The organism is Aeromonas tecta, from assembly GCF_000820185.1.
GTDB classification, from domain to species: Bacteria; Pseudomonadota; Gammaproteobacteria; order Enterobacterales; family Aeromonadaceae; genus Aeromonas; species Aeromonas tecta.
The window spans coordinates 176656-196881 of sequence record NZ_CDCA01000028.1; the positions used below are offsets into that span (position 1 = coordinate 176656).

Here is a 20226-nt window from a genome sequence, read left to right on the forward strand (position 1 = left end):
GAGTCAGTTACTGATCCGGCTTTGCCGATATACTCGCTTGGATACAACCAAGGATGAGCGGGCATGCAGGAATGGGATCCGGAGCACTTCACCAGTTTTGAACACCTCTGCGAAGTGACGCTGGCGGCGGTCAGAGAAAAGACCGAAGCCGAGCAGATCTATCTGTGGCTGCGGGCGCCAACGCCCCAGCTCTACTGTTACCGGCCAGAGCTGGGATTGCTCTGCCTTGACATCGACGATCTCGTTGCCCTCGATCTCCCCCTCCTCTTCATCGAACGTTCCCTCGATCTCGGCCAGTTACTGGTGGAGCAAATAGCGCCGCCCCACGCGCTCTGGGACAACGTCGAGCCGGAAACCCCACGGCTGCGTGCCAGCTTCCCACTCAAGCGTCATCAGGGATTGGAAGCCGTGGTCTATCTGGAGACCCGACGTCGCATCGATCGCCTGCCAACGCGCCAGCAGCAGAGCATCCAGCTGCTGATGCACTACCTCGCCGCCGAGCTGGAGAGCCGACGGCTCGCCGGCCAGGTCAGTCTGGAGCGGGATCAACGGCTCCACACCCAGGCCGATCTCGTTCGCAGTCAGGCTCTGCAGGATGCCTTCCTCTGCATGTTGCAGGCGTTGCATCAGGTGGGGGTCAAGCTGTCTCGCTGCGACAACGAAGACAGTCTGTTGCACGATGCGGTGGCCCTTGCCCGTAAGGAGCTGCAATTCGATCGCATCGCCATCTTCCTGATCGACAGCGACTGCAAGACCATGCAGGGCACCTGGGGCACCAACGAGGCGGGTGAGCTGGTCGACGAGCGTCATTTTATCAGCCCCATCCCGGATCACCCCACGGTGCAGGAGGCGCTACGGCGCAAGGATTATGTACTGGTGCTGGAAGATGCCCCGCTCTATTACGAGAAGCAGGAGGTTGGGCGCGGCTGGAATGCCATGGTGTCCCTGTGGGACGGGGCTACCCCGATCGGCTGGATTGCGGCCGACAACCTGCTCTGGCGTCGCCCGCTCAAGACGTATCAGAGCGAGATCTTCAAGCAGTACGCCGCCGTGCTCTCCCAACTGCTGATCCGCCAGCGTACCCAGGCCACACTAGAGCGTTTCAACCGGGAGTTGGAGCAGAGGGTACAGGAGCGGACCCGACAACTGGCCGATTCCAACCGGGAGCTGGAGGAGGCCAACCGGCGGCTCTCCCTGCTGTCGCTGGAGGATCCCCTGACCGGGATCGCCAACCGCCGCCAGTGGGATATCACCATGGAGCGGGAGTGGGAACGAGCCCGTCGCCATCAGGGGGTGTTGGCGGTGCTGATGATCGATGTGGACGAGTTCAAGTCCTACAACGATCGCTTCGGCCACGGCAAGGGAGATCAATGCCTGCAACGGGTGGCAGCGCTGCTGCAGGAGACGGAGCGACGCCGGACCAATCTGGTGGCCCGTTATGGTGGTGAGGAGTTTGTGATCCTGCTGTGTGCGCCCCAGCCGGGAGAGGCGGAGCGCTTGGCCTCGCAGATCCACCAGGGGCTCGAGCAGCTGCAGATCGCACACCCGGCCTCTCGGGTGGCGGCGATGCTCACGGTCAGCATTGGTTTTAGTTATCTCATCCCTTCCTCGGACAAGAGCTGGCAGACACTGACCGAGCAGGCGGATCAGGCGCTCTATCTTGCCAAGTCACAGGGGCGGGCCTGCTCCCTGGCATATCGCTGAACCCGGGGCTGCGGGTCTCTCCGCAGCCCTCTTCCCATCTTCTATATGCTCTTCATCGCAGCGATCCCGAGATCGTTAATGCATCGCCATGCCCGGTCCTGTTGGCGGTAGCCGCGACTTTGTTTGGCCATAAATGTGGGGGCAAGCGTTTCCCGGCATTTGGCTCGTGGCGATGGGAGACGGCTCTGGCTAGAATGGGGGCCCATTTTCACAAGACAGATCCTGCACCATGACCCTATCCGGATTTCAAGGCCTGGTTTTCGACCTCGACGGCACCCTGGTGGACTCCATGCCGTTGCATCTGGCCGCCTGGGAGCACGCCGCTCGCGAGTTTGGCTTTCGGTTTGATGCCGACTGGTTCTATGAACTGGGTGGCATGCCCAGCCGCAAGATTGCCCTGCTGGTGGCCGAGGAACAGCAGATAGCGCTGGATCCGCTGTTGGTGACCCGCTGCAAGACGGAGCACTACGTGGCCAATCTGCACAAGGCGACGGCCTTCCCGGCCATGCTGGAGCTGGTCAAGCGCTATCATGGCCAGATCCCCATGGGGATAGGCACCGGCTCGCCTCGCATCAATGCCGAAGCCGTGCTGCGCAACACCGGGCTGGATGGTTACTTTTCGGTGGTGGTCACCGCCGATGACGTGGAGTTGCACAAACCCCATCCGGATACCTTCCTGCTGGTGGCACGCCGATTGGGAGTGGAGCCTGGCAGCTGTCTGGTGTTTGAGGATACGGGCATAGGTGCACAGGCCGGTGAGGCCGCAGGCATGCAGGTCTGCATGATCAAGGAAGGAAAACCGGTCGGTTTGACCTACTGAGCGGATGGGAACGGTGATCCGATCGGTTCATTGAACAGTCCACTCTCATACGGGACAGGCGATAACATGAGAGTGGACTCGGGCTCCGTCACTGGCTGACGTAGCAAAGCGTTCAGGATGACGAGAGGGCGAGCATCACTGCTCGCTGCTACCACCCTGGTTGTCGTCGTAACGGCTGGGGGCGCCATGGGGACGCGGTGCCATGGAGACGCGCGGCTTGCGAGCCCGCTGGATGCTGACGGCAGGGCGGCCTGAGTGCATGGCGATGGTGGAGATTTTGGCCTTGTAGACCAGTTGCTGGTTGCCATGGGCATCGGTCAGCAGCACGCTGTACTGGTCGAAACCGCTGATGGTTCCTTCCAGTTTGATGCCGCTTACCAGGAAGATGGCGACCTGACTGCGGTTCTTGCGCAGCCAGTTGAGGGCGGAATCTTGTCCGTTCCCAAGGGAGAAGGCTTGCTCAATCGTTGAGTAGCTTGGGGATTCAGTTGTCATAAATTATTGTCCCGCAGAAAAAAAGTGGCGTTTGATTGTGCTAAATGCCTACTGGCTTGTCAAAGTCATTCTCTTGCGTCGCGAAGCTGAACGAGCCGATGATCAGGGCTGGTGGTTAGCGGCGGCGGCTGCGATAATTGACGGCTCTGGCCGTTTGCGGCCTCATGCTGGGGTCTTATCTTGCATCCGGTTTCACACCAACACCCAACTTATACCCATGACGCGACGGCTTGTGAAGAGTGCGACCTGCTGGTGCCGGCCACCCCGCTCGCGGTCGGGGAGACGAGCAGTTGCCCCCGCTGTGGTCACGTCCTGAGTCGCCATCTGCCGCAGCAGGAGCGCAGGCCACTGGCCTACGGCTTCGCTGCCCTCATCATGTTCGCGCTATCCAACGTCTTCACCTTCATGTCGTTCTCCTCCCACGGGGTGGGGCAGGAGATGACCTTCCTACAGTGCATCACCACCCTGGTGGAGCAGGGCTACCTGTTCCTCGGGGCCGTACTGAGCCTGACCCTGATCGGCTTGCCGCTGGTCTATGTGGGCTCCATCATGCTGGTGCTCTGGCGCCTCGACAAGGAGATGCACAGCCGGGCGCTGCGCTCCCTCGGCCGCCTGCTGTGCCGGATCCGCCCTTGGCTGATGGTGGATGTGTTCCTGATCGGGGTGCTCATCTCCCTGGTCAAGCTGATGGGCATGGCGGACATCAAGATGGGGCTGTCGTTCTGGGCCTTCGTCGGTTATACCGTGCTGCTCATCAAGATGATGGCGTCCTTGGATCGGATGTGGCTGTGGCAGCGGCTGTTTGGCCCCACCGAGGCGCGGGAGCTGGATCCCGAAGCCGGCGCCATGGAGTCCGGGCTGGTGGGTTGCCATATTTGTGGTGCCCTGAGCGAGGCCGGTACCGACCGCTGCCCGCGCTGCGGCGATCACCTGCATGCGCGCAAACCAGGGGGCCTGAACCGCACCTGGGCGTTGCTGATCACCTCGGTGATCCTCTATATCCCCGCCAACCTCTATCCCATCATGGACACGGTATTCCTGGGGGACGACAGCCCCTCGACCATACTCGGCGGGGTGGTGCTGTTGTGGGCTCTGGGCTCCTATCCCATCGCCGCCGTCATCTTCTTCGCCAGCGTGGTGATCCCTCTGGTGAAGATCCTGGCGCTGCTGTGGCTCTGCTACGTGGTGCAGCGTGGCCAGGGCGCCTCGCCGCTGCGCAAGCTCAAGCTCTATCGCATGACCGAATTTGTGGGGCGCTGGTCGATGATCGACGTCTTCGTGGTGGCCATCTTGGCGGGTCTCATCCGACTCGATAATCTGATGACCATCTACCCTGGCCCTGCGGCCGTCGCCTTTGCGGGGGTCGTGTTGATCACCATGGTGGCCGCCATGAGTTTCGATTCCCGACTGATCTGGGATTTACAACAAGGAGAGCGCGAACGTGAGTGAGCGTAAGACAAGGTGGAAACCCGGTTCGGATTTTCTGAGCTCGGCCGCCGCTATCTGGATGGTGCCCATGCTGGCGCTGTTCATAGGAGCCTGGATGCTGTTCCAGCACTGGTATTCACAAGGCCCCAGCTTCACTATGACCGTGGCCACCGCCGAGGGCATAGTGGCGGGCAAGACGGTGATCCGTTCTCGTGAGGTGGAGGTGGGTCGCATTGAGGCGGTGGAGCTCAGTGATGACTACAGCCATGCGGTGCTCAAGGCTCGCCTGAACAGTGCCGCCGCCGGCATGCTCAAAAAGGACAGCCAGTTCTGGGTGGTCAAGCCCAGGATAGGCCGGGAAGGGGTCTCAGGCCTCGGCACCCTGCTCTCCGGCGCCTATATCGAGCTCTCCCCGGGCAAGAAGGGCAAGGCGCGCAACACCTACGCCATGCTCGACAGGCCACCCTTGGCGTCGCTCGATGCCAAGGGGCTGCGGCTGTCCCTCTCCAGCCGTGATGCCAATGCGTTGGGGGTGGGGTCGCCCATCAACTATCAGGGCTTCACAATAGGTCAGGTGGAGGAGGCCAAGTTCCTGCCCGAGAAGAGCGAGATGGAGTATCAGCTCTTCATCAACGCCCCCTATGACATCCTGGTGAGTAGCAACTCCCGCTTCTGGCTGACCCCAGGCTTCGAGGTCTCCATGAGCAGCGAGGGGATGAAGGTCAAGATGGACTCCCTGGAGAGTCTGGTCAACGGCGGCATCACCATGGGGCTGCCACCTGGCTGGCTGCCGGGTGAGCCGGTCAAGCAGCAGGAAGAGTTCGTGCTGTTCAAGGATGAGGCGAGCGTGCTGGCCGGTAGCCTGGATCAGTTCATCGACTACGTCTTCCTGTTCGAGAATGACGTGGGCGGTCTGCACCCGGGTGCGGCCGTGCAATATCGCGGTATTCGGGTCGGTACCGTCATCTCGGCTCCCTACCTCATCGACGACAAGGGGGTTCAGCTGTTCAAGAGCCGCCAGATCCCGGTGCTGGCGCGCATCGAGGTGCAGCGGCTCTCTCACCGCTACGCCAATGCGGAGAAGGAGCAGTGGCGTGCCCTGTTCAACAAGCAATTCAAGGAAGGTCTGAGGGCCAGTCTCAAGACCTCCAGCCTGCTGACCGGTGGCAAGGTGGTGGATCTGAACTTCTACCCGGACGTGCCCGCCTACCAGCCGCTTAAAGTCGCGGGCTATCAGGTGTTCCCGACCGCACAGGGCGGGCTGGATCAGATAGAGCGGAAGGTGAACCTCATCCTCGACAAGTTCGTCGACATGGACATGGCAACCACGCTGACCCAGGTCAACAGCACTCTGGCGACCCTGGACAAGACGCTCAAGCACGTCAGCGCTGTGAGCTCGAACCTGGAGCAGTTCACCGGCCAGCAATCGACCCAACAGTTGCCGGCGTCGCTGAATCAGAGCCTCAAGCAGTTGCAGGAGACGTTGCAGACCTATGATGCCGGCTCCCAGACCAATCAGGAGCTGCGCCAGTCGGTGCAATCCCTCAACCAGTTGATGGGAGAGCTACAACCCCTGGTCCATTCATTGAATGAGCAGCCGAGTTCGCTGATCTTCGATCGTTCCCGTCCCCTGGACCCAGAGCCCAAGCGAGGAAAATGATGAAAAAACAGATGATGACGCTGGCCTTGCTGGGCCTGTTGGCGGGTTGCAGTTCAGCCCCCACCAGCCTGCATTACTACTCCCTCGATGCCGACAGCCAGCCAGCGCCGACCCTGGCAACCCAGCCGCAACACCAGCTGGTGTTGCGGCCCATCGCCCTGTCGGGACAGCTGGACAGGGTCAGCCTGGTCTATCAGCTGGAAGGCAATGAACTGCACTTTGCCGAGTACCACCGCTGGGCTGGATCCCTGGATGCTCAGCTCAATCAGCTGACACTGGATGGCCTCTCCAGCCGCCTGCCGGGTTGGGTGGTGCGTCAGGACGGAGCCCGCAAGGGGCCCGTCCTGACCATCTCGGTGGAACGCTTCCAGGGGCGCCACGATGGCCGCGCCTTGCTCAGCGGTCGCTGGCGCTTGCTGACCGAGGATGGAGTCGTGCTGCGGGACGTGCCCTTCCAGCAAGTACGGGTCTTGCCCGCCGATGGTTATGGCACTCTGGTGGATGAGCTGGGACAGGGCTGGCAGCAGCTGCTGGATGAGATAGCGGCTGACATACGCACGCGAGCCTGAATGAGGCAATAAAGAAACGGGAGGCCAAGGCCTCCCGTTTTGTTTGGTGCGGATGACGCGAGGTTATTGTTGTACCTCGGAGACCCCTTGTACCTTCACTTCAACCCGACGATCCGGGGCCAGGCAGACGATCAGATCACGCTTGGACTTGCTGGTGCAGCTCTCGCCGGTAATCGGATTGTTCTTGCCATGCCCTTCCACGTTCACCTTGCCGGCAGGTAAGCCCTTGCCAATCAGGTAGTTGGCGACTGTCTGGGCGCGCTGTTCAGACAGCTTCTGGTTATAGGCATCGGAGCCGATACGGTCGGTGTAGCCGATGACGGTGGCGGAGCCATCCTTGGGTCTGGCTTCTTCAATCTGGCTATACAGGGTATCCAGAGCTTGGCCGGCGGCCGGTTTGAGGGTGGCCTTGTTGAAGTCAAACAGCACGTCTGAGCTCAGGGTGAACTGCTTGTCGACTACGACGGGTTCTGGTGCAGGAGCCGGGGCCGCGACCGGCAGTGCCGCCGCGACCTGACCGAAGCGATAGACGGCCGCCAGGGAGAGCAGGCCGTTGTCCATGCGCAGACCGGTATCATCACGGCTGCCATAGGGGGTGCTGTATTGATATTCGAGGCGGGCGGCCCAGTCCAGGTTGAGAGCATATTCGGCACCCAGTGCGCCGATGAAGGTCCCGCGGCTGTCGCTGCCCAGCGCATCGCTGCTGGTCCAGCCATAGCCGCCACCGAGGCGACCGTAGAGATCCAGGCTCTCAGTGACCGGGAAGCCCAGCTTCAGGGTCAACTGGGCAAGTTGAGCTTCGACTGAATCATTGAAGGCCGCGGCGTTGCGGGTACCGCTGTATTTGTATTTGCCCAGATAGTCGTAACCCAGTTCGATGCCCAGGTTCCGGTTGATCTGGTAGCCGCCGAAGAGACCGGCCCCGACTTCGTCGTTGTCCTCATCGGTGGAGAGGATGCTGTTGCTCTCGTCGACGCCGTAGAAGTTGGACCAACCCAATTTGGCACCGCCATACCAGGTGTTATCTTGTCCGGCTGCCTGAGCGTTGGCCGCAAGCAAGCCTGAAACCAGTAAGGTAATCAGTGTTTTATTCATATGAAGCCTCTGCAATTTTATCTGTGGGAGAGATCGAATCGGTATCGCCTCACCTCATGGGTTGAGCCTGTGTCCAGTCACAACATGTTTAAGCGTAGCCCGTTTTTTTTGAACCACAAGCAACTGATATAAAACATATTGTGATATCGATTTGCATCATAGAGGAGTTAGCGGAGGGGAGGGGGCACTATGGCTCCGATTTGTGACGGGTGTCATATGAGTTGTTTGTTTTGCGAGCAAGAGGGGCGTTCATAAAAAGGCCGACAGAGCGTGTCGGCCTGGGCATCATCACTGGGCGATGAATTCATACTCCTGCTCGATGAAGGCGGCGGCTCGTTCGCTCAAGGCTGCGTGCACGACCGTGGTCGGATGGACTTGATCCCAGAACATCTTGCCTTCACAGTTGAGCTCGCCTGCGCTGCGGCGTGCCATCGGGCTGGCAACGGCCTGGGCCAGCAAGGGGTTGCCTGCGATGGCGAGGCGCTCAGGCTCGCTGAAGGCCGAGAGCTGGCTGTCAGTGCTGGCGCTGCGGGAAGAGAAAGGTTTCCACACATAGCTACCGCCGTAGCAGGCATTCTCGATGTCGCTCAGGCCGAAGTTCTGCGGCTCACGCAGCATCTCGGCGAACTGCTTGTCGATCTCGAACAGCTTCACCAGGCCGGTGGGCGCCAGCTGGCGAGCCAGGTTCAGCAGCAGTTCGTTGTGATAGGACGAAACATGGCTGGCCGCGGCCACCACTTTCTGGCTGCGGGCCGACGGGTTCTGGCCGAGATCCGGCAGGTTGAACAGCAGCACCTGCTTCGCACCGTTCAGCACCAGACGATTCGCCGAGTCGCTGATGACGTCACGCACCCGCTTGGCATCCTGCTCCGTGTTCCAGCCATAGGCCAGATAGTCGTTGGCGCCGACCCAGAGGATCACCAGATCGTCAGGTTTGAAGCTGTCTTTCTCCAGGAACTGGGTGATCTCGTAGTCCAGATTGTTGATGACCTGATACTTGGGATTCCAGGAGATCTTGTTGTATGCCACAGCGGTGGCACCGCCTTCCGCCTCGTTGGCTATCTTCAGTCCCGGGAAATGCTGGGGCAGCTGCTCCAGCCAGACCGGACCGTTGGAGAAGCGACCCTGGTAATAGGGTGGGCTGGAGGGGAGATAACCGCGCATCTTGCCATACATCTTGCCGGTATCGGACAAGCTATCGCCGAACATCACGATGCGGGAGAAGGCGGGACGACTCTCGGCTGCCTGGATGGTCAGCGCGAAGAGTCCCAGTAAACACACAAGCCATTTTTTCATATTGTTGTTCTCGTTACATGGGTGCAGGTAGTGCCTGCAGGCTTTTCCTCGAAGCGGCAAGCCGGGCTGGGGACCCGATTTGCCACGTCGCAGGGTATTAAGCCGAATTAAATTTCGCAGTAAGGCATGTCGATTAAATCGATTACGGTCACACTCGACTCCCCCAGATGGGGTGCGCTTCACGTTTGTTTCACGAAGGAAGGGGCAATATGACCTCATACCGCAAAGACAGGAGCATGAAATGAACAAAGCTAGCGTAATCGGCCTGGTGGCCCTGATGTCCGTATCCTCTTTCGCCATGGCGGCCTACACAGGCCCGCAGGAGCAGAACAAGGTCTCGGTCGCACAGTTGAAAGACGTGGCCGATGACAACTGGGTAACCCTGGAAGGCAATCTGGTCAAGCACCTGGGTGGCGAGAACTACATGTTCCGCGATACCAGCGGTGAGGTGGAAGTGGAAGTGGATCAGGATGTGTGGCGTGGCACCGAAGTGGGACCGAACGATCTGATCCGTATCCGTGGTGAGGTTGACCACAGCTGGAACAAGACCGAAGTGGAGGTCAAGAGCCTGGAGAAGGTTGGCGCCGCGGCACCGAGCAAGGGTGGCTTCATCGCCAAGTAAGGGTGATGACGGCACTGCATCAGATAAAAGAAGGGCGCTCCATGAGCGCCCTTCTTGTTTTTGGATACCGTCAGCCCGCCCGACTGGCAACGGTACGCTTGAACCCCTTCTCAGCCTGATTGACCTTGTAGAGATAGCGGCGCGCTTCCGCCTTGGGATGGCGCTCGGTCAGCACCTGATAAACCGCCTCTGGCGAGAGCCGGTTGATCATGTCCGGCGCTACCTTACGGTTGCTGGAGAAGGTATTGAGTACCCCGCCGGCCCCGCCGTTGTAGGCGGAGATCACCGCGTAGCGGCGAGACTGCGGATCCTGAATATCCACCAGATAGACCGTCTGCAGCAGGTGCAGATAAGCCGTGCCCACGTCGATGTTGTAGGCCGGATTGAACAGGTCCTCCCGGGTCGGCTGGCCATTCTTGCCCTTCACCCGCACATAGACGTCCCGTCCGGCGGTGGCCGGGATCACCTGCATCAGGCCATAGGCGTTGGCGTGGCTGACCGCGTAGGGGTTGAAGCTGCTCTCGGTCTTGATCACCGCGTAGATCAGGCTCTCGGCGACCCCGTACTTGCGGGAGGCATCGCGGATGATGCTGGCGTACTTGTAGCCGCGCCTGTCCTCATGGTTGGCCACCATGGGGATGTCGACGAAGAAGATGTTGCGAATACCCAGGGTGCGCTTCTTCATCGCCGTGCTGAGCAGATAGTCGGCATAGCGTTCGGCGCGCCAGTCGGAGCGGATCGGCTGGCCCTGATTGTCCAGCACTTGGCCATAGAGGAAAGGCTCGCCACCGGGCAGGATCTCCCGGTCGGAGTAGAGATCCACTTCCGCCGGATCGTCCGGGGTCAGCAGTGTCTCTATGATGGCGCGGCGCAGGTGGGCGCGGGGATCGATCCCGGAGACGGTCTCTACCATGATGTGGCCGCTGGCGAAGTCGATGTGGGCCCGGCTCTTGTACTGATCCGTGTATTTGACGTAGTCAAACTTGCCCGCAAACAGCGCCTCGCGTCCCCATATCTCGTTCACGTTATGGGAGAGCGCACTGATCATGTGTTCGAAGCCGCGGGTGTCCTTGCCGTTGACCAGATCCTCGTCTTCATCACTGGGCTTGGGAGACGAGGAGCAGGCAGAGAGCAACAGCACGGCGCACAGCAGCCAAAAAATTCGACCCATAAGATCCTCAAACTGGGCGGCGGGGCCGCCCGTCACTCATTGCTGTGGGCTAAGGGAGGCATAACCGTCGATGGTCAACGGTAGGTATCCTCGCCTTGCTCACAGGGACAATTCATTTCATTGGCTACGTGGGAGATGTGACCCTCGATGAGCACACCCTAGATCACAGCGCCAACTTATTGGCTGGGCGGGGTATAACCGTCGATGGCCACTTCACCCGCTTCAAACAGGTAGCTCACCATCTCTTTTTCCAGCAGCTGACGATGCTCGAGGTTCATCATGTTCAGCTTCTTCTCGTTGATCAGCATCACCTGCTTCTTCTGCCATTCGGTCCAGGCTTCCTTGCTGATGTTGTCAAAGATGCGCTTGCCGAGCTCGCCGGGATAGAGTTGGAAATCCAGGCCAGGCCCCTCTTTTTTCAGACGCTGACAAAATACGGTACGGCTCATGTTGACCTCTATGGTTGCAAGTCAGGGTTGTAAGTCCGGGTAGGCGAGCAGACGGGCTGTGGCGGCCGCCAGCCCCACCTCGGCAGGATGGCGTAAGTTATACCAGAGTCGAGAATCCGCTTCCATGAGCAGCGGGGGCACAGGGGCAGCGATTTCGATCAGTATGGGCTGAATATCGAGGTGGAAGTGACTGAAAGTGTGCCGAAAACCAGGGAGTTCCCGGTAGTCGCTGCCGCTCAGCCCCAGTGCCTGCAAGCGTCCCTCAATCTCGACCTGTGACTCCACCTGCGGGAAGCAGTAGAGCCCGCCCCAGATCCCCTGCGGTGGCCGCTTCTCCAGCAGCAACTGATCGCCGTGGCGAATGAGCAGCATGATGCCGGTGCGGGCCGGAATGCTCTTCTTCGGTTTGCTGTTGGGGTAGGCGGTGGGATTGCCCTGCGACAGCCCCTGGCAATCGGCCTGGACCGGGCAGCGCGCGCAGGCGGGCTTGCTGCGGGTACAGACGGTGGCGCCCATGTCCATCATGGCCTGGTTGTAGTGGGCGACGCCCAGCTTGGGCGTGAGGCGGGTCGCCAGCTCCCACAGATCGTTTTCCACCTGTTTCTGACCGGGCCAGCCCGGTAGCGCCAGCCAGCGGGTGAGCACCCGTTTCACGTTGCCATCCAGGATGGCGTGGGGTTGGCCAAGCGAGAGGGAGAGCACTGCGCCGGCGGTGGAGCGGCCGATACCGGGCAGCGCCATCACCTCTTCCAACCGCTCCGGGAACAGTCCGCCGTGCTGATCGCGGATAGTCTGGGCCGCCTTGTGCAGGTTGCGGGCACGGGCGTAATAGCCGAGCCCGGTCCAGTGGTGCAGCACCTCGTCGATGGGCGCGTCGGCCAGTGCCAGCACGTCGGGGAAGCGGGCCATAAAGCGCTGGTAATAGGGGATCACCGTGGCGACCTGGGTCTGTTGCAGCATGATCTCGGAGATCCAGACCCGATAGGGGGTCTTGTCTTGCTGCCAGGGCAGGGTCTTGCGGCCATGGATCTGGTACCAATCCAGGATCCGGGTGGCGAACGTCGCGTTGTCTGAGTTGCTCACATTATACTCATTTTTGTCGATTAAAAAGGGGAGCTCTCAGGCTCCCTCTTGCTGTCGGTGGCTGGCCAGCGAGGCTGGCCAGTTCGATGTGTTATTAACCCTGCCAGTCTTGCAGCGCCTTGAGGCTGGCATGCTGGTTGCCGACCTGCAGGATAATGTAATCCTGGGCGATGGCGACCAGGGCCACGCCGGGGGCGACTTCGCTCCCTTCGCGTAGCTCCCGTCCGTTGAGCACCACGGCCCGTTTGGCCGGATCGGAGGAGTAGTTGTGGGCGCCATAGGTCAGCGGCGGCACCTGCTGCAACAGGGCTGGCGGCAGGGCGCTGAGCGGCATGGCCTGGGTTTCGGCCTGAGCTTGTGGCGCGGCCATCTCTTCCTGCAGCGGGGTGTTGTTGAGGGCCATCATGATGCGCTCGGCCAGGCTCTGGCCGTGATTGCCTGGCACCGCCGTGGCGGGCGCCGCGACGGTGGCCTTGGGGATCACCACGGGTTCTGGCAGCGGGGGCGGCAGGGGACGGGTGATCATCGGCTTGGGCTCGACCCGCACGAAGGGCGGGGTGATCACCTCTTTCACCTCGACCTGTTGTTCGATGGGTTTGAGATTGAGCAGGTGCCAGCCATAGTTGGCACCCGCGCCCATCAGCAGGGCGAGGGGTGCCAGCAGCCACCAGATCCAGCGACGGTTTGGCTCCTCCTCCCGGCTCACGGACAGACCCATGAGCGGCATGTGGGGCGTGAACTGGGGCTGATCGGCCCGGCGCAGGGCTTTGAGCAGGGTAGACATCAGGACGCCTCCTCGGACAAGGGGGAGATGGACTCATCTGCCATGGCATCCAGTTTGACCGGTGTGCTGTCGCGCAGTGACTCATCTTCCAATTTGGGCATGGGCTCACCGGCCTGCACATTCAGGCGCAGCAGGGTATTGCTGCCGGCGATGCCATCCGGGGTCAGTCCCTGCTCACGCTGGAACTGCTGCAATTTGTTCTTGAGCTCGGCATCGAAGCGGCTCACCTTGCGATCCGGTTGCTGCATGGCGCGGCTCAAGGCATTGTCCAGCCACTGTACCTGGGCCCCGCCGGCATTGTTGCCGATCAGGGTGACGCCACCCTTGGGCATGCGCCACAGCAGGGTGTAACTGCCACCCCAGACATCCGACAGCCACTGCCGGTCCACCTGCCAGCTCTGGTTACCGATGAGCAGGGAAGCCTTGTCCGCCCCCAGGCTCACCAGGGTGGCGTAGTAGAGGCCACCGGTCTCATCGGTCAGGCTGATGAGGGCCGGGTGCTGCAGCGCCTGCAGCTCGGCAAGGGAGGCATCGCCCTCCTGGCAGCGCAGGCCCGCGCGTGGCGCGCTGTCGCAGGTTGCCTCCTCCAGCTCGGCCTGGTAGCCCCACACCTTGTAGAGATTCTGCATGGCGATATCCGGTTCCAGCGCCTGATTGATGGCGCGGGTCAGCTGCTCCTGCTGCTCCGGGGTGTCGTCCACCTTGACCGGCACTTCTACCTTGACCAAAGGCCGGGCGGGGAAGACCCCGAACAACTGCCAGCTCCACCAGCCGGCGGCGACCAGCAGGGCTCCCACCAGCGCGACGGTGAGACCGGATTGCCAGCTGCCCTCGTCGCGGATGCCACTCACCTCATAGGCGGCAAGGCTGATGTCGCCGTGCACTATCTTGTGGCTGCCACGGGCGAAGGCGGCGATCAGGGCGCGATCACAGATGAGGTTGATGAGGCGCGGGATGCCACCGGAGAGGCGATGCAGGGTCTGGATCGCCTTGGGGGTAAAGATGGGCTGAATGCACCCCGCCACCTGCAGGCGGAAGCGCACATAGGCGTCCACGTCCTGGCGCGACAGCGGCAGCAGGTGATAGCGGGCGGTGATGCGCTGAGCCAGCTGGCGCAGCAGGGGCTGGCGCAACATCTGTTGCAACTCGGGCTGACCGATGAGCACGACTTGCAGCAGTTTCTTCTCATCGGTTTCGAGATTGGTGAGCAGACGTAGCTGTTCCAGTACGCCTGGCAGAAGATGCTGCGCTTCATCCACCAGTACCACAGTACGTTTGCCTGCCGCCAGGTTGGCCAGCAGGTGATCGCGGATGAGGTCGAACAGCGGCTTGAGGCCGGCGTCTTTCTCATAGGGGAGCTGGAATTCGTCACAGATGGCCGCCAGCAGATCCCGCTCGGTCAGGGAGGGATTGAGGATGTAGGCGATCTCGGTGTCGGCCGGCAACTGCTGCAACAGACAGCGGGAGACGGTGGTCTTGCCCGTACCCACTTCGCCGGTGAGCAGCACAAAGCCTCCCCCATCCTGCAACCCGTAGTTGAGGTGGGCCAGAGCCTCTGCGTGGCGTTCGCTCATGTAGAGGTATTTGGGGTTGGGCGAGATGGAGAACGGCGGCTCCGACAGACCGAAGAACTGTGTGTACATAAGGATCCATTCCATTGTTATGGGCGGCAGGTTAAAGCCTCCCCAGAGGGATGTCAAAGACCCGGATACCATAAGAGGGGCAGGATACCCGGCGACCCAAACGGCTAGGGTGATCGGGGTCGGATAATTGACAGGATCCGAGGCGAAAACGATGGGGGTAGCTCCTTGCTCCGCCCCCTGTGTTCGGGTTGCTCCGGTCACTGAGTGGGACGGGGCCATCGACCTCCTTGATAAGGGGGCCGTCGTGTCCGGCGGCCAAAAGCGGTATCATCGAGACAGGTTTATTGAGGGAGAGTGCGCGTGCAGACTTATCTGGTTGGAGGGGCGGTGCGGGATCGCCTGTTGGGATTGCCACAGGGCGACCGGGATCACCTGGTGGTGGGTGCCACCGTGCAACAGATGCTGGATCTTGGCTTCTCCCAGGTTGGCCGTGACTTCCCGGTATTTCTCCATCCCAAGACCCAGCAGGAGTACGCGCTGGCGCGCACCGAGCGCAAACAGGGCCAGGGTTATACCGGGTTTGTCTGCCACGCCGACCCGAGCGTCACCTTGGAGCAGGACTTGCTGCGTCGGGATCTTACCGTCAACGCCATCGCCGAGGATGAGAACGGCCAGCTGCACGACCCCTATGGTGGCCTGCAAGATCTGGAAGCCCGGCTGCTGCGTCACGTCTCCCCGGCCTTCGCCGAAGATCCCCTGCGCATCCTGCGGGTCGCCCGCTTCGCCGCCCGCTTCCATGCCCAGGGGTTCACAGTCGCGCCCGAGACGCTGGCGCTGATGCGGGAGATGGCGGAGGCGGGCGAGCTCGCCCACCTGACCCCGGAGCGGGTCTGGAAGGAGCTGGAGAAGGTGCTGTTGGGGCAGACCCCCAGGGTCTTCTTCGAGGTGCTGCGCGAATGCGGCGCCCTCAAGGCGCTGTTCCCCGAGCTGGATGCGCTGTTCGGGGTGCCGGCGCCGGCCAAGTGGCACCCGGAGATCGATACCGGCATCCACACCATGATGGTGCTGGAGCAGGCTTGTTTGCGCTCCCCCGAGTTGGCGGTACGCTTCGCCGCCCTCTGTCACGATTTTGGCAAGGGGCTGACGCCGCCAGCGTTCTGGCCGAGCCATCACGGTCACGGTCAGAAAGGCTTGCCGCTCATTCGGGATTTCTGCGAACGGTTCAGGGTGCCGAACGACTGCCGGGATCTGGCGCTGCTGGTGAGCGATCTGCACACCCAGATCCACATCGCGTTTGAACTCAAGCCGGCAACCCTGCTCAAGCTGTTTGACAAGGCGGATGCCTGGCGCAGGCCAGAGCGTTTCGCCCAGCTGCTCGATACCTGCCGCGCCGATTTTCACGGTCGTACCGGCTTCGAAGAGCGGGTCTATGCCGAGCCGGATTATGTGGCCCAGGCGCTCGCCGCAGCCCAGCTGGTGCCGGTCAAAGATATAGTGGCGGCGGGGTTCAAGGGGGAAGAGATCCGCGAACAGCTCGCCAAACGGCGGCTCGATGCCATCAGCCGGGTACACGACGAGTGGACCTTTATCGAGGAGTGAGCCCATAGGGTCGTCACCATCGATGGTGGTAGCTGAATTTTCTGCATATAGGCCACACAGAAGAATAAACCATCTGCTGTGGTTGGCTTATAAAGCGAGAACGGCCGATTGAGGCAGCAGAAGGCATAAAAAAGCCCGGGTCATTGACCCGGGCTTTTTGTTGCGAGGCGCGTTAAGAGAAGCAGGCCTGCAGCACGTAGAAGATGGCGATGGCCAGGATGGCGCCGGCGGGCAGGGTGATGACCCAGGAGACCACGATGTTGCGCAGCACGCCGAGGTTCAGGGCAGCAATGCCACGGGCCAGACCGACCCCCATCACGGCACCGACCAGAGTCTGGGTGGTGGAGATGGGCAGACCGGTACCGGAGGCGATCACCACGGTGGCGGCAGTGGCCAGCTGGGCGGCAAAGCCACGGCTCGGGGTCAGGTGAGTGATACCCGTGCCCACGGTCGCCATCACCTTCTCACCCATGGTGGCGAGGCCGATGACGATGCCGATGCCGCCGAGCGGCAGGATCCACCAGGCGATGTGGGAGTTGCCGGTGATCTGGCCGGCGCTTTCCACGGTGGAGACCACGGCGGAGAGCGGGCCTATGGCGTTGGCCACGTCATTGGAGCCGTGAGCGAAGGCCATGGCGCAGGCGGTGATCACCATCAGGATGCCGAATACCTTCTCCACGTTGGCGAAGTGCATCTTGTTGTCATCCTGCGGGTTGTACTGCTGGCCACGAATATAGAACCAGCCCGCGATGGAGAGCGCCACCGAGATGGCGACGGAGAGCAGGATCCCCTCGCCGTCACTCAGGTGCAGACCGACGTGGGTCAGCCCTTTCTTGATGGTGACCAGGCAGATGACCAGCGCGGTCAGGAACATATAGAACGGCACGTAGCGCTTGGCGTTGGCCAGCGGATCATCGGTGTTGAAGATGAGCTTCTGCACGCTGATGAACATGAAGTAGGCGATGATGCCCGAGATGGCCGGGGTGACTATCCAGGAGCCGACGATGCCGCCAAACTTGCTCCATTGCACCGCTTCCGGACCGACACTCACCACGGCGAAGCCGACGATGGCACCGATGATGGAGTGGGTGGTGGAGACGGGCCAGCCAAAGTAAGAGGCCAGGATCAACCAGAGACCCGCCGCCAGCAGGGAGGCAATCATGCCGAGCACCAGCAAGTCCGGGGTATCGGAGAAGGCATTGGTATCGATGATACCGTTACGGATAGTCGCCGTGACCTCGCCACCGGCCAGATAGGCACCGGCAAACTCGAAGATCATGGCGATGATGATCGCCTGACGAATGGTCAGGGATTTGGTGCCGACCGATGTGCCCATGGCGTTGGCGACGTCGTTCGCACCAATACCCCAGGCCATCAAAAAGCCGAACAAGGCCGCCACGAGCACCAGAGTGGTGCCGTAATTTGCGATAATGTCCATTAGTAGTGTTTACCCAGTCAGTCGATTACGAACGAGCCAGCATCAGTTCCAGACGGGCGCCAACGCGCTCGGCCTGGTCAGCCAGGTCACCTACCCATTCGAGGATCTTGTAGAGGAACATAACGTCGATCGGATTGTATTTGTGCTCAACGGCTTGCAGCTGTTGGCGCAGCCCGATCTGCATGGTGTCAGTATCGTCCTCGATAAGATCCAGTTGATGGATCATCTCGGCAACCATTTCAACTTCACGTCCTTTAAAGCCGGTTTCGAGCAGCTCATCGAGTTCTCCGATGGCTTTTTCGGCTTGGGCGGTCGCATCGATACAACGTTTGAGATAGGCCATGAAATCGGCGCGCATCTCGGAGGGGAATTCCATTTTACGACCAAGCATGCGGCCGGAAATATCCTTGGCACGGTTGGCAATCTTGTCCTGCTGGGTCAGCAGTTCCAGCAGATCGGTACGAGCGACCGGCAGAAACAGGCCGCGGGGCAGTTTCAGACGAATTTCACGTTTGAGGATGTCCGCTTCTTTTTCCAGCTGGGCGATCTGTTGCCGGATCTTCTCGGCATCTTCCCAGCGGTCTTCGGCAACGGCATCAAAGAACGGAATGAGCTGCTCGCAGCACACATGTACTTTGACGATATGCTTCTGCAGCGGCTTGATGGGGGACTTGGCAAAAAGCCCCAGGATAGTATTTACTGGCATGGCCAAAACCTGTGTCGGTGAAAAAACACTCGATACTATTTTATGAAGGGCGCATGGTAACTGAACTATGGCCTCAATAAAACCGTGAATTAATCGTTACGTTTCGCTGGCATTATATCCTCGCGATCGGGATCATGCCCTCCAAAGTTGCCTGCCAGCCCGGAATGACTATGCAAACTGAGATCGAGATAAAGTTTTTTGTCGCCAGCGACATCCAGGAACCTCTTTCCAACCTTCTGAATTCACTTGAAATTATTTCATCAGCTCAAGTCGGGCTCGGCAATGTCTATTTCGATACGCCAACCCTGGATTTACGCAGGCTCGACATGGGATTGCGTATTCGCCGCAGTGACAATTTTTCTGAGCAAACTATCAAATGCCGGGGCCAGGTGGTGGGGGGATTGCACGCCCGCCCCGAATACAACGCCCCCGTGGTGGGAGAATTACCGACCCTGGTCAGTTTCCCCGACGATATCTGGCCGAGTCTGGCCGCGCGTGACGACATACAGGACAAACTGGTTGCCCAGTTTCGAACCGACTTTGAGCGCAAGCACTGGCTGATCGCCTTTGAAGGGGCACAGATCGAGCTGGCCTGGGATCGGGGGGATATCGTCGGCTCGCTGGGTCGCAGCGAGATCGACGAGCTGGAGCTGGAGCTCAAGTCCGGTAGTGCCCAGGCCCTGTTTGGACTGGCAGAGCGGCTGGCCGGGCTGGGCGGTGTCAGGCTGGGGGCACAATCCAAGGCGCAGCGCGGGTATCGGCTGGCGGGGCTAGGCAAGCCGCTGGCTGCGCAGCCCCTGCCGGATGTCAGCGGACTCGCCGTCGAGGCCTGCATCACCCTCGGCTTGCAGCATTGGCAGCACCATGAGCAGCTCTGGCTAGAGAGCGAGGGAAGTGAACGGCAGCAGGCGCGGCAGGGGCTCTTGCAGGGGGCGACTCTGCTGATGGAGGCGGCGGCGACCCTGGCGGTGGCGCCACCCTGGCTGGCTGCGCTGCTGATCCAGCATGACGTGCTGGCACAGGCGGCGGGCGAGGATGAGACATTGTTGGCCCTGCTGCACCATGCAGACCTCGTTCGATTGCAACTGGCCATCGCGGCCTGGCTGCATCTGGGCCATTGAGGTCCGGCAGACAGTAAAAGGCTGGTAGTAAAAAGGTGAGCCTAGGCTCACCTTTTTTGTCTCTGATTTCCATCTGGCCAGTGCGGTCGTTGGCCTCATAGGTTCTTTGGCCGGGATCAGTTCACCACGGCCACGTTGATGCTGCCGTTGCCCTGGGTCATGCGAACGCGAGCACCCGGTACGAAGGTCGGGCTGGCTTTTTGTACCACCACGATGGACTCACCATTCTCTTTCTTGATCTCGAGTTCGACCCCGTCGACCTGGTTCAATTTGTCTCCGGCGGCCTTGCCCGCGGCGGCACCTGCGATGGCGCCCCCGGCGGCGGCGATGTCACTGCCCCGACCCCCGCCTATGGTGCTGCCGAGCAGGCCACCGACTACGGCGCCCCCGATAGTACCGAGAATGGCGTTATCTTCACCCTGGATCTTGACCGGGCGGGTGGAGAGGATGGTGCCATAGCTGACGGTCTGCACTTGCTTGGCGCGGTCCTTGGTGTAGACATCGCCAGAGTAGACGTCGCTGTTGGCACAACCCGTGATGGCGGTAGTGGCGGCCAGCAGGGTAACGAGAGCAATATGTTTCAACATGATGAGCCTCCTGGGC

Annotated in this window: 19 protein-coding genes; 8 read left to right on the forward strand and 11 right to left on the reverse strand. The window is 60.8% G+C overall.

Annotated elements, in window-relative coordinates; genetic code table 11:
• Window positions 1-63: 63 nt before the first annotated feature.
• Both BN1137_RS12560 and BN1137_RS12565 read left to right on the forward strand, forming a co-directional pair.
• Window positions 64-1704: a diguanylate cyclase domain-containing protein gene (locus tag BN1137_RS12560; protein ID WP_050718929.1), complete on the forward strand. Its 1641-nt coding sequence runs from the start codon at window positions 64-66 to the stop codon at window positions 1702-1704.
• A gap of 229 nt (window positions 1705-1933) precedes the next feature.
• On the forward strand, window positions 1934-2524 hold the full coding sequence (locus tag BN1137_RS12565) for an HAD family hydrolase (protein WP_050718930.1): 591 nt from the start codon (window positions 1934-1936) through the stop codon (window positions 2522-2524).
• Window positions 2525-2659: 135 nt separating this feature from the next.
• Here BN1137_RS12565 and hfq read toward each other — a convergent pair whose 3' ends face one another.
• Window positions 2660-3019, reverse strand: coding sequence for an RNA chaperone Hfq (hfq, locus tag BN1137_RS12570; protein WP_010675750.1), 360 nt, complete (start codon window positions 3017-3019; stop codon window positions 2660-2662).
• 180 nt (window positions 3020-3199) lie between these two features.
• Between hfq and BN1137_RS12575 the strand changes: the two genes are divergently transcribed.
• Genes BN1137_RS12575 through BN1137_RS12585 form a run of 3 tightly spaced genes read left to right on the forward strand, consistent with a single transcriptional unit; the run spans window position 3200 to window position 6676 of the window.
• Window positions 3200-4468, forward strand: a complete 1269-nt coding sequence (locus tag BN1137_RS12575) for a paraquat-inducible protein A (protein WP_050718931.1) — start codon at window positions 3200-3202, stop codon at window positions 4466-4468.
• The gene (gene pqiB / locus BN1137_RS12580; RefSeq protein WP_050718932.1) at window positions 4461-6107 is read left to right on the forward strand and encodes an intermembrane transport protein PqiB; all 1647 of its coding nucleotides are present in this window, start codon (window positions 4461-4463) and stop codon (window positions 6105-6107) included. Before BN1137_RS12575 ends, pqiB begins: the two co-directional genes overlap by 8 nt.
• Entirely contained in the window at window positions 6107-6676 is a 570-nt protein-coding gene (locus BN1137_RS12585; RefSeq protein ID WP_050718933.1) for a PqiC family protein, read from the forward strand. The genes pqiB and BN1137_RS12585 overlap by 1 nt, the downstream gene beginning before the upstream one ends.
• A gap of 63 nt (window positions 6677-6739) precedes the next feature.
• Here the strand turns inward: BN1137_RS12585 and ompA are convergent, their stop codons facing one another.
• Window positions 6740-7771: a porin OmpA gene (ompA, locus tag BN1137_RS12590; protein WP_050718934.1), complete on the reverse strand. Its 1032-nt coding sequence runs from the start codon at window positions 7769-7771 to the stop codon at window positions 6740-6742.
• Window positions 7772-8059: 288 nt separating this feature from the next.
• Window positions 8060-9067, reverse strand: coding sequence for an SGNH/GDSL hydrolase family protein (locus BN1137_RS12595; RefSeq protein ID WP_050718935.1), 1008 nt, complete (start codon window positions 9065-9067; stop codon window positions 8060-8062).
• A 241-nt stretch (window positions 9068-9308) separates the two neighbouring features.
• Here BN1137_RS12595 and BN1137_RS12600 point away from each other — a divergent pair, with 241 nt between their 5' ends.
• Window positions 9309-9689 carry a YgiW/YdeI family stress tolerance OB fold protein gene (locus tag BN1137_RS12600; RefSeq protein ID WP_050718936.1) on the forward strand — a complete coding sequence of 127 codons (381 nt, stop codon included), beginning with the start codon at window positions 9309-9311 and terminating at the stop codon, window positions 9687-9689.
• A gap of 70 nt (window positions 9690-9759) precedes the next feature.
• Here BN1137_RS12600 and mltC read toward each other — a convergent pair whose 3' ends face one another.
• From mltC to BN1137_RS12625, 5 genes are all read right to left on the reverse strand, one after another.
• Entirely contained in the window at window positions 9760-10860 is a 1101-nt protein-coding gene (gene mltC, locus BN1137_RS12605; RefSeq protein ID WP_050718937.1) for a membrane-bound lytic murein transglycosylase MltC, read from the reverse strand.
• 176 nt (window positions 10861-11036) lie between these two features.
• The gene (locus BN1137_RS12610; protein ID WP_005313967.1) at window positions 11037-11309 is read right to left on the reverse strand and encodes an oxidative damage protection protein; all 273 of its coding nucleotides are present in this window, start codon (window positions 11307-11309) and stop codon (window positions 11037-11039) included.
• 21 nt (window positions 11310-11330) lie between these two features.
• Window positions 11331-12392, reverse strand: coding sequence for an A/G-specific adenine glycosylase (gene mutY, locus BN1137_RS12615; protein WP_050718938.1), 1062 nt, complete (start codon window positions 12390-12392; stop codon window positions 11331-11333).
• A gap of 94 nt (window positions 12393-12486) precedes the next feature.
• Complete coding sequence (gene exeB, locus BN1137_RS12620; protein ID WP_050718939.1) at window positions 12487-13176, reverse strand: GspB family T2SS assembly factor variant ExeB; 690 nt, start codon at window positions 13174-13176, stop codon at window positions 12487-12489.
• Window positions 13176-14819 (reverse strand): ExeA family protein, encoded by a 1644-nt coding sequence (locus BN1137_RS12625; protein WP_050718940.1) that lies wholly within the window; start codon window positions 14817-14819, stop codon window positions 13176-13178. The genes exeB and BN1137_RS12625 overlap by 1 nt, the downstream gene beginning before the upstream one ends.
• Before the next feature lie 300 nt (window positions 14820-15119).
• On the opposite strand from BN1137_RS12625, the gene BN1137_RS12630 reads away from it, so the two are divergent.
• Window positions 15120-16358 carry a multifunctional CCA addition/repair protein gene (locus tag BN1137_RS12630; RefSeq protein WP_050718941.1) on the forward strand — a complete coding sequence of 413 codons (1239 nt, stop codon included), beginning with the start codon at window positions 15120-15122 and terminating at the stop codon, window positions 16356-16358.
• A 172-nt stretch (window positions 16359-16530) separates the two neighbouring features.
• Here BN1137_RS12630 and BN1137_RS12635 read toward each other — a convergent pair whose 3' ends face one another.
• Window positions 16531-17796, reverse strand: a complete 1266-nt coding sequence (locus BN1137_RS12635; protein ID WP_050718942.1) for an inorganic phosphate transporter — start codon at window positions 17794-17796, stop codon at window positions 16531-16533.
• A 25-nt stretch (window positions 17797-17821) separates the two neighbouring features.
• On the reverse strand, window positions 17822-18502 hold the full coding sequence (locus BN1137_RS12640) for a TIGR00153 family protein (RefSeq protein WP_050718943.1): 681 nt from the start codon (window positions 18500-18502) through the stop codon (window positions 17822-17824).
• Between the two features lie 170 nt (window positions 18503-18672).
• Here BN1137_RS12640 and BN1137_RS12645 point away from each other — a divergent pair, with 170 nt between their 5' ends.
• Window positions 18673-19623, forward strand: coding sequence for a CYTH domain-containing protein (locus BN1137_RS12645; RefSeq protein WP_050718944.1), 951 nt, complete (start codon window positions 18673-18675; stop codon window positions 19621-19623).
• A gap of 116 nt (window positions 19624-19739) precedes the next feature.
• Here the strand turns inward: BN1137_RS12645 and BN1137_RS12650 are convergent, their stop codons facing one another.
• Complete coding sequence (locus BN1137_RS12650; protein WP_050718945.1) at window positions 19740-20210, reverse strand: outer membrane lipoprotein; 471 nt, start codon at window positions 20208-20210, stop codon at window positions 19740-19742.
• Between the last annotated feature and the right edge of the window lie 16 nt (window positions 20211-20226).